This is a genomic window from Streptomyces sp. NBC_01520, from assembly GCF_045040375.1.
Taxonomy (GTDB): Bacteria; Actinomycetota; Actinomycetes; order Streptomycetales; family Streptomycetaceae; genus Streptomyces.
Map to the genome: position 1 here is coordinate 508,156 of NZ_CP109404.1, position 7,705 is coordinate 515,860.

Annotated in this window: 5 protein-coding genes; 2 read left to right on the top strand and 3 right to left on the bottom strand. The window is 73.2% G+C overall.

What is annotated here, in order from left to right:
• Window positions 1–122 precede the first annotated feature (122 nt).
• A complete protein-coding gene (locus OG524_RS02200; RefSeq protein ID WP_405392681.1) occupies window positions 123–1,442 on the top strand; it encodes a globin domain-containing protein in 1,320 nt (439 codons plus the stop codon).
• Here OG524_RS02200 and OG524_RS02205 read toward each other — a convergent pair.
• The 3 genes from OG524_RS02205 to OG524_RS02215 form a co-directional block, all read right to left on the bottom strand.
• Window positions 1,405–1,914: a vitamin K epoxide reductase family protein gene (locus OG524_RS02205; protein ID WP_405392680.1), complete on the bottom strand. Its 510-nt coding sequence runs from the start codon at window positions 1,912–1,914 to the stop codon at window positions 1,405–1,407. The two genes, OG524_RS02200 and OG524_RS02205, sit on opposite strands and share 38 nt — an antisense overlap.
• A gap of 138 nt (window positions 1,915–2,052) precedes the next feature.
• Window positions 2,053–2,532, bottom strand: coding sequence for a hypothetical protein (locus tag OG524_RS02210; RefSeq protein WP_405393375.1), 480 nt, complete (start codon window positions 2,530–2,532; stop codon window positions 2,053–2,055).
• Window positions 2,533–2,759: 227 nt separating this feature from the next.
• On the bottom strand, window positions 2,760–5,780 hold the full coding sequence (locus tag OG524_RS02215; protein ID WP_405808791.1) for an AfsR/SARP family transcriptional regulator: 3,021 nt from the start codon (window positions 5,778–5,780) through the stop codon (window positions 2,760–2,762).
• Window positions 5,781–6,125: 345 nt separating this feature from the next.
• Here OG524_RS02215 and OG524_RS02220 point away from each other — a divergent pair, with 345 nt between their 5' ends.
• On the top strand, window positions 6,126–7,679 hold the full coding sequence (locus OG524_RS02220) for a PQQ-binding-like beta-propeller repeat protein (protein ID WP_405392677.1): 1,554 nt from the start codon (window positions 6,126–6,128) through the stop codon (window positions 7,677–7,679).
• Window positions 7,680–7,705 lie beyond the last annotated feature (26 nt).

Genomic DNA, 7,705 nt, shown 5'->3' on the forward strand with positions numbered 1-7,705 from the left:
GCCCGTCCCGCCGTCCCCGGCCGTCGGACGTGTCGACCGCGCCGCGGGATTCCGCTGCCGGCGTCCGTCCGCCGGGGAACGTCCCGCACCCCGCCGTGCCGTCCCCGAGGAGCCACCTGCCCATGAACACCCCGAGCGAGGACTACCACGCACTGCTCGCCCGGCATGACGCGATGCGGCTGCGACGGCGCATCCTGAGGCCGGAGGGCAGCACCGGTGGTGCCCGGCGCCTCGCCGCCCCGCAGCCGTACGACGGTACGGCGGACCAGTCACTGATCGGTGAGTTCCTGCCGTCGGTGGGCCCGTTGGAGGAACTGATCGCGGATCTGTACCGGGTGCTGTTCGACCGGCATCCGTATCTGCGGTCGCTGTTCCCCGAGTCGATGGCGTTCCAGCAGGCGCATCTGGCGTCCGCCTTCCGGTACCTGATCGGGAATCTGCACCGCGCGGACGCGGTGGCCGAGCGTTTCGCGCAGTTGGGGCGCGACCACCGGAAGCTCGGTGTGCGCCCGGCGCATTTCGCCGCGTTCGAGGGGGCGCTCGTCGAGGCGCTGCGCGCACGTGCGGGGGCCCGTTGGACCGTGCCGCTGGAGGACGCCTGGCTGCGGATGCTGCGGCTCGCGGTCTCCTCCATGGTCCGGGGCGAGAACGACGCGATAGCGGAACCCTCCAGCTGGGAGGCGACGGTGACGGCCCATGAGCTCCGCACCCCCGGTCTCGCCGTCCTGCGGGTACGGCCGCACCAGCCCTACTCCTTCCGTGCCGGACAGTACGCCTCGGTGGAGACGCCGTTGCTGGAGCAGGCCTGGCGCCCGTACTACCTGGCGCGGGCCCCGCACGCCGACGGCGAACTCGAGTTCCATGTGCGGGCCGGCCGTGCCGGAGGGGTGAGTGACGCGCTCGTGCACGGGACACGGACGGGCGACACCCTGCGGCTCGGCACTCCGCGCGGCGGTCTGACGCTGCCAGGCGGGGCGCTGCCCTCCGGCGTCCTGCTGATCGCCTCCGGTACGGGCTGGGCCCCGATGAAGGCGCTGCTCCAGGAGATCGACGCCGCCGCCACGCCCCGGACGCGGGTGTGGCTGCTGCTGGAGACCGGCGCCCCGGAGGAGTTCGGTTCGGGCACGGGCGTGTACGACACGGCCGGCCTGGAGGCGTTCCGGCGGGGCCGGCCGTGGCTGACCGTCCTGCCGACCCGTCCGGCGGTACACGCGGCGGGAGGCGTGCTGCGGGTCCTTGACGAGGTGCTCGCGCCGTATCCGGGCCCCGTACCCCCGCACGCCTTCGTGGCTCTGGCCCCCGAGGCGCCCATGGCCGAGCCCGCACTGACCGTGGCGGCCTGCCTGGCCGCCGCCGGGTTGCCGGCTGCGCAGGTCCACCAGGACGCCTCCGGGGTCGTGGACGTCACAGGAGCGTCTGCCAGTACGTCCGGAACCGGATGAGGATCAGCAGGGCGATGGCGAGACACCAGGTCACCGGCACCACCAGCGGGAACTCCGGTGCGGCCGCCACCAGGGCCCGCGGTGCCCGCAGCACCCCGTGGCGCAGATTGTGCAGGGTGGTGTGCCAGAACATGAGGACGGTGGCCACCCACACGAGCACGCACCACAGGCACAACGCGCCTATGTCGTACAGCGCCTGCGTCATCAGCCACATGCAGAAGGCGGCGCCTGCCAGCGTGCCGAGGTTCAGCCCCAGCCAGTACCAGGGCCGGTAGCGCGCTCCCGCCAGCAGGCCCGCACCGGCCCCGAGCACGACCCCGAAGGCGATCAGGCCGATGAGCGGGTTGGGGAAGCCGAACACCGATGCCTGTTCGCTGCGCATCACATCCGTGCACGACAGCACGGGGTTGAGGGAGCAGGCGGGGACGAAGCCGGGATCGGCGAGCAGTTCGAACTTGTCCACGGTGATCACGAAGGATCCCAGCAGCCCGAGGACGGGCCGTGATCACGAGCAGCAGGCCGAGCCCCCGGTGTGCCCCGACGTACGTGTGGGGGTCGGGGCCGCCGCGTCCGGGGGCCACTGCCTTCACCGGCGCCTGCCGCACCGCTGTCACGCCCGCCCCCGTACGGAGCCCTCGGGCCAGCCGATCTCGACCTGGATCCCCCGTGTGCGGGCGAAGGCGACCAGGTGGGCGGTGGCGTCCCGGCCGTTGGAGAGCGAACCGTCCCACACGGCGAACACGGTCCGGCTCGCCCTGACCAGGCTCTCGTCGGCGCTGACGCAGGCGTCACGGTCCGCCGGGTCGAAGCCCAGCAGTTGTACGTGCTCGGCCAGCACCAGCAGTTCGCCCGCGGCCCTGCGGTCCGGCTCCGGCAGGTCCGCGGGCAGCGTGCCCTGGGCGGGCAGCAGCACGGTCAGCTTCCGGCCTGTCTCCCGGGCGGCCCGCCCGAACACCAGGGGCAGGCCCGCACCCGCGCGCACGAGGGCGGCCGCGCCTTCGGCGAGACGGCCGAGCCGCGCCCTCAGTTCGGCCTCCACCAGTTCCAGGGTCCTGCCGCTGAGGTCTCTGTGCCCGACGACCGCGATCACCGTGTTCTCCTTCCGCACGTCCGCGGTCCGCCGTCCGGCGAAACGCGTCGCATGCCGCGGGCGGGCCATGTTGCCGCCGTCGGGCCGGTCCGCGGCATGCGATACGCGTAGTGAATCCGGATAAGGCCCGCCCCGGACAGGGCCGTTCGGCCCCGGTCCGTTCGGCCGTGTCGCCGTACGGCGGCCCGCCGCCGCACGGCTGCGTACGGCGGCGGAGACATGCCCCGTCAGGTGTTCTCCCCGGCCGGGCGGCCGGCTCCGGTGTCGTTCAGACCGTCGCGTGCCATGGCGTACTGCCGGGGGTGGTCACCGGCTCCGGGCAGCGAGAGGGCGGAGCGGAACTCCTGCCGTGCCTCGGTGTGACGGCCCGCCGCCGCGTAGGTGCTGCCGAGCCGGGTGCGTACCTCCATCTCCAGCCAGGTGCTCGTGTGCCGGGTGAGCGTGGCCAGGGCCGCGTGGTGGGTGTCGACGGCGGAGTCCAGCCGGCCCTGGAGGTGTTCCGCCGTGGCGAGCCTGGACAGGGTCGCGGCCCGCAGGGGCGGGTCCCCGGCCTCGGCGGCCAGTCCGGCCGCTCGCCGCAGCAGGTCGGTCGCCTCCGCGTGGCGGCGGAGTGCCAGGAGGGCGTCGGCGGTGAAGCACAGGGCGTTGCCGATCGTCCTGGGCCGTTCGCTCTTCTCGGCGATGGTGAGGGCGGTGAGGTAGTGATCGAGGGCCTGCTCGTGCTGCCCTTGCCGGGAACGGATCGCGCCCAGGTTGAGGGTGGCTATCCCGGTCAGCCAGTCGTCGTCGAGCCGCTCCGCCAGTTCCACCGCCTCGCGCAGGTGGGCCACCGCGTCCTCGATGTCGCCCAGCATCCACTCCGCGGTGCCCATTCCGGTGATCGCCCGTGCCCGCTCCCGCGGATCGCCCGGTGCGCAGTTGTGGCGCAGCGCTTCGGTGAACCAGGTGTGCGCCTGCCGGAACCGCCCCTGGTAGATGTCGACCATGCCCATGCAGTTGCGCAGCGCGGAGGGCATCCGCCGGTCGGCGGCCAGGTCCGCGCACGGCAGCGCGAGGTCCAGGGCCGCCCGGCACTCGTGGTGGTGCCCCTGCCGGCCCAGGTGGTCGACCAGCGCTTCGGCGAGCCGGCAGGCGTCGTCGAACCGGCCGGCGGTGGCCGCGTACGCCACCACGTCCACCAGTTCGCCGCCGGCCGCGTTCAGCCAGGCCGAGGCCTCCCGCCAGCTGGGGAAGGGAGAACCGGTGGTGTCGGCGCCGGCCGGGAACGCCACGGGCCCCCAGTCGCCGGCGAGGCGACCCGCGGACGTGTAGAGGCTCAGCACGGCGGTACGGTCCGCGGCGGCCTCCTCGGGCACGTCGGCGGCGAGCCGTCGCGCGTGCGCCCGTACGAGATCGTGCATCCTGTAGCGGCCGGGATTCGGCTGCTGCAGCAGACTCGCGTCGACCAGGCCTTCCAGGAGATCCTCGGCGTCCTCACGGGAGTCGCCCAGCATGGCGGCGAGGGTGAGGCCGTCGAAGCGGGCGGTCGGTGCCAGCCCCGACGCCCGGAAGCCGCGCCGCAGTTCGGGCGCGAGCTGGTCGTACGACATCCGGAAGGCGGCCTCCACGCTACGGTCCTCGGCCCGCAGCTCGCCGAGGCTGCGCGCGTCGTCGGACATCCGGCCGGCCAGGAAGGACAGGGTCCAGGACGGCCGGTTCTGCAGCCGGGCGCTCGCGATGCGCAGTGCGAGGGGCAGGCCGCCGCAGCGCCGGGCGAGGTCGAGTGCCGCGTCGGGCTCGTCGTCCGCCCGGGACTCCCCGACGAGCTCACGGAGCAGGCCGACCGCGTCTTCCGTGTCCAGTGGTTCCACGGTGAGCCGCAGGACGGCGTCGAGGCCGGGCAGTCGCTGCCGGCCTGCCACCAGGACCCGGCTCCCCGGTCCGGCGGGCAGGAGCGGACGGACCTGCTCGGCGCTGCGGGCGTCGTCGACGACGAGCAGCAGCCGCAGCCCGCTCGTGGCCGCCCGCCAGGCCGTGACCAGGTCCGCCAGGTCGTCCGCGGCGTCCGGGAATTCGCCGTCGCCGTCGCGGACCGCGCGCAGCAGCCGACGCAGGGCCCGCTGCGGAGTGACGCCCTCGTGGGCGGCGCCGTGCGTGTGCAGGTCCACGAACAGGCAGCCGTCGGGGTAGGCGTCGCCGAGTGCCCAGGCTGCGCGCACCACCAGGGCGGTCTTGCCGACGCCCGCCGTGCCGTCGACGGCCACCACGGACACCGCGTTCGGAGGGACGGGGGCGGTCAGGAGGGCGAGTTCCCTCTCCCGTCCGACCAGGCAGGCGGTGTCGCCGGGTAGGTCGTTCCGGCGGCGACGACGGGGGGCGTGATCGGGCCCGCCGGGAGGGGCGTGTTCGGCCGGGGAGTCCTCGGGCTGATCGCGCTCGGGGTCGAAGGCCACCGGACCCAGCAGCAGTTGGTGGTCCCGGCGCAGGACCGCCTGGTGTACGCGGTGCAGTTCCTCGCCGGGTTCCATGCCCAGCTCTTCGAGGAGTCCGCGCCGCGTCTCCTGGTAGACGGCGAGTGCCTCGGCCTGTCGGCCGCTGCCGTACAGCGCGCGCATCCGCAGGGCGGCGAGCGGTTCGTCGTGCGGCCGGGCCGGGGGTGCCGCCATGAGGGCGTCCAGCGCCTCCGGGTGGCGCCCGAGCAGCACCAGGCACTCCACCCGGTCCTGGTGCACCGTGCGCCGCTGCCGGGCGAGGCGTTGACGTTCGGTGTCGGCGAGCGGCCCGGGCAGACCGGCGAGCGGCTCTCCCCGGAGGAGTTCCAGGGCTCGGCCGCCGTGGTCGACCACCGCGTCGAGGTCACCGGCGGCCTTCGCGCGCCGGACGTGGGCGATGTGCTCGGCGAGGTCGGCGAGGTCGGTCCGCGTCCCGTCGGGCACGAATCGGTAGCCGCCGCGTCCGCCCTCGATCACCGACGGGGCCGGCCCGGTGCCCGTCCCTCCGTCCAGTGCCCGGCGCAGGGAGTAGACGTAGCTCGGCAGGACCCGGTGGCCCGTGCCCGGGGGTTCCGTCCCCCATACGTCGTCGAGGAGTTGCCGGTACGTCACTAAGGCCGGTGCGCGCAGGATCAGGGCCGCCAGGACCGCCTGCCGGCGTAGCGGTCCGAGTGCGAGCGGCACTTCGTCTCGGCTTGCCCTGACCGGCCCGAGCAGGTCGATCCGCAGGTGCCCGCCCGAATCGGCCGGCCCCGCACCCGAATGCGCTGAATGCACGCCCACGTCGAAGTCCCCCGTTTCCGTGCGCGAGAAGTACCCGCGCCGTTCCCCAGTCCTGCTTCAGCAAGTTTTCATCGGCATTGCAGCGCGTGACGGCAGGGTTTGCCAAGTCGTGTCGGTGCCGACGGCCTGCACAGAGAGCGAACCGGCCCTGCGTGGGGCCGGGTCGAGGAATCAAATATGCGCATGACATAAGCATCGTGGGAGAGGGAATTCCGTGACGTTCCGAGGGCGGCCGTGCCGCCTGCCCGTACCGATGAGCGCCGCGGTCGCGAGAGGCCGTGGTGAGGAGCCGCCCGAACCCCCTGCGGGGTCCGGGCCGGCGCGAGGAGGGTGGAACTGATGCCGAACCCACCGCAGCCGTGGGACGTACCGCCCCCGGAGCATCGTCCGCTGCCGGGCAATCCGTACGCGACGGAGGGCCACCGCCCGCCCGTCCCGCCGGGCCCCAACCGGCGCTTCGGCAAGGTGCTGGTGATCGCCGCTGTCGTCGTCCTGCCGGCCCTGGTGGCAGGGGCGGGGGTGTATGCCGTGGCAGACGGCGGGTGGGGCGGGTCCGCCGCACCCGTGGCGAAGGAGACACCTCACCCCTCAGCGACGCCGACGGGTCCCCGGACGCCCGCGGCCCCCACGAGCGAAGCGAAGCGGATCCCGACGTCGAAGGAGATCAACGCCGGGCGTGAGCCGGGAGATGCCACGGCGTGGGTCGTCGACGACCGGACCGATCTGCCCCGGCGCTCGATCAAGGTCTACGACCTGTGGATCGCGGGCGACGTCGCCGTCCAGGCCGTGCACAGGAAGGTCACCGCCCACCGCCTCTCGGACGGCGTCGAGGTGTGGAGCGTGCCGCTGCCCGCGCCCGTCTGCGAGACGCCGGTCGATCCGACCCCGGACGGCAAGGTCGTCCTGGTGTACAAGAGCACCCAGGCCCGGAGCGGGAACCGGTGCAACCAGCTCCAGATGATCGACCTGCGGTCCGGGAAGGCAGGGTGGCACAGGGAGCTCACCGAAACCGGCTCCTCGGACGACACGATCATCGTGAACACCGCCATCAGCGGTGACGTCGTCGCGGTGACCCAGAGCATGAGGGCCGCCGCGTACCGGGTCGGTGACGGCACCAGGCTCTACGACATCCTCGGGGAGAAGACCGGCAACTGCTATCCGGACGACGTGGCGGGCGGCTCCCGGCTGCTGGTGAGCTCCGACTGCGCGATCGACGTCGACCGCGGCAAGAACTACAGCCAGCTCCGCGAGATCGACCCGCGTACCGGCAAGGTGCGCTGGCGCTTCCGGACCGAGCAGGGCTGGAAGGTCGGCAGGGTGCTCTCCGTCGATCCTGTCGTCCTCACCATGCTCCACGCCGAGGAGCGCACCGACAACTGGCGGATCGTCGCCCTGGGTCCGGGCGGAAAGGTCCGCACCACCATCGATCCCAGGCCGAAGGGCTTCACGTACTGCGCCGACACGGGGGAACCGGGCGAGAACATCCAGAACTGCCCTGGCACCGCCGTCGGCAAGGACGCCGTCCACCTGGGGGGCACCAACCAGGTGGGTGCCTACGACCTGGACACCGGGAAGCTCGCCTGGGGTGTGAAGTCCGAGGGCAGCACCCTGTTCCCCCTGCACGCGGAGAGCGACTCGACCGGGCTCGTCTACGAAGCGCCCACGCTCAGCCGGCCCGGACGGATCATCAGGTTCGGCCCGGGTGGCGTGGACACGGACGAGCAGGTGCTGCGGCATCCCGAATCGGCCAGGGCCACGGAGTACCCGATGCTCGCCGGGCACCTGGGCTACGCGAACGGCCGGATCGTCATCACACCGGCGACCGTGAGCGGTGACGACGCACAGCACGGAGCCGCCATGCTGTCCTTCGCCCCCGCCCCTCCGTCCCCCTGAGGACGTCAGGGGGACGGGGAGGCGGG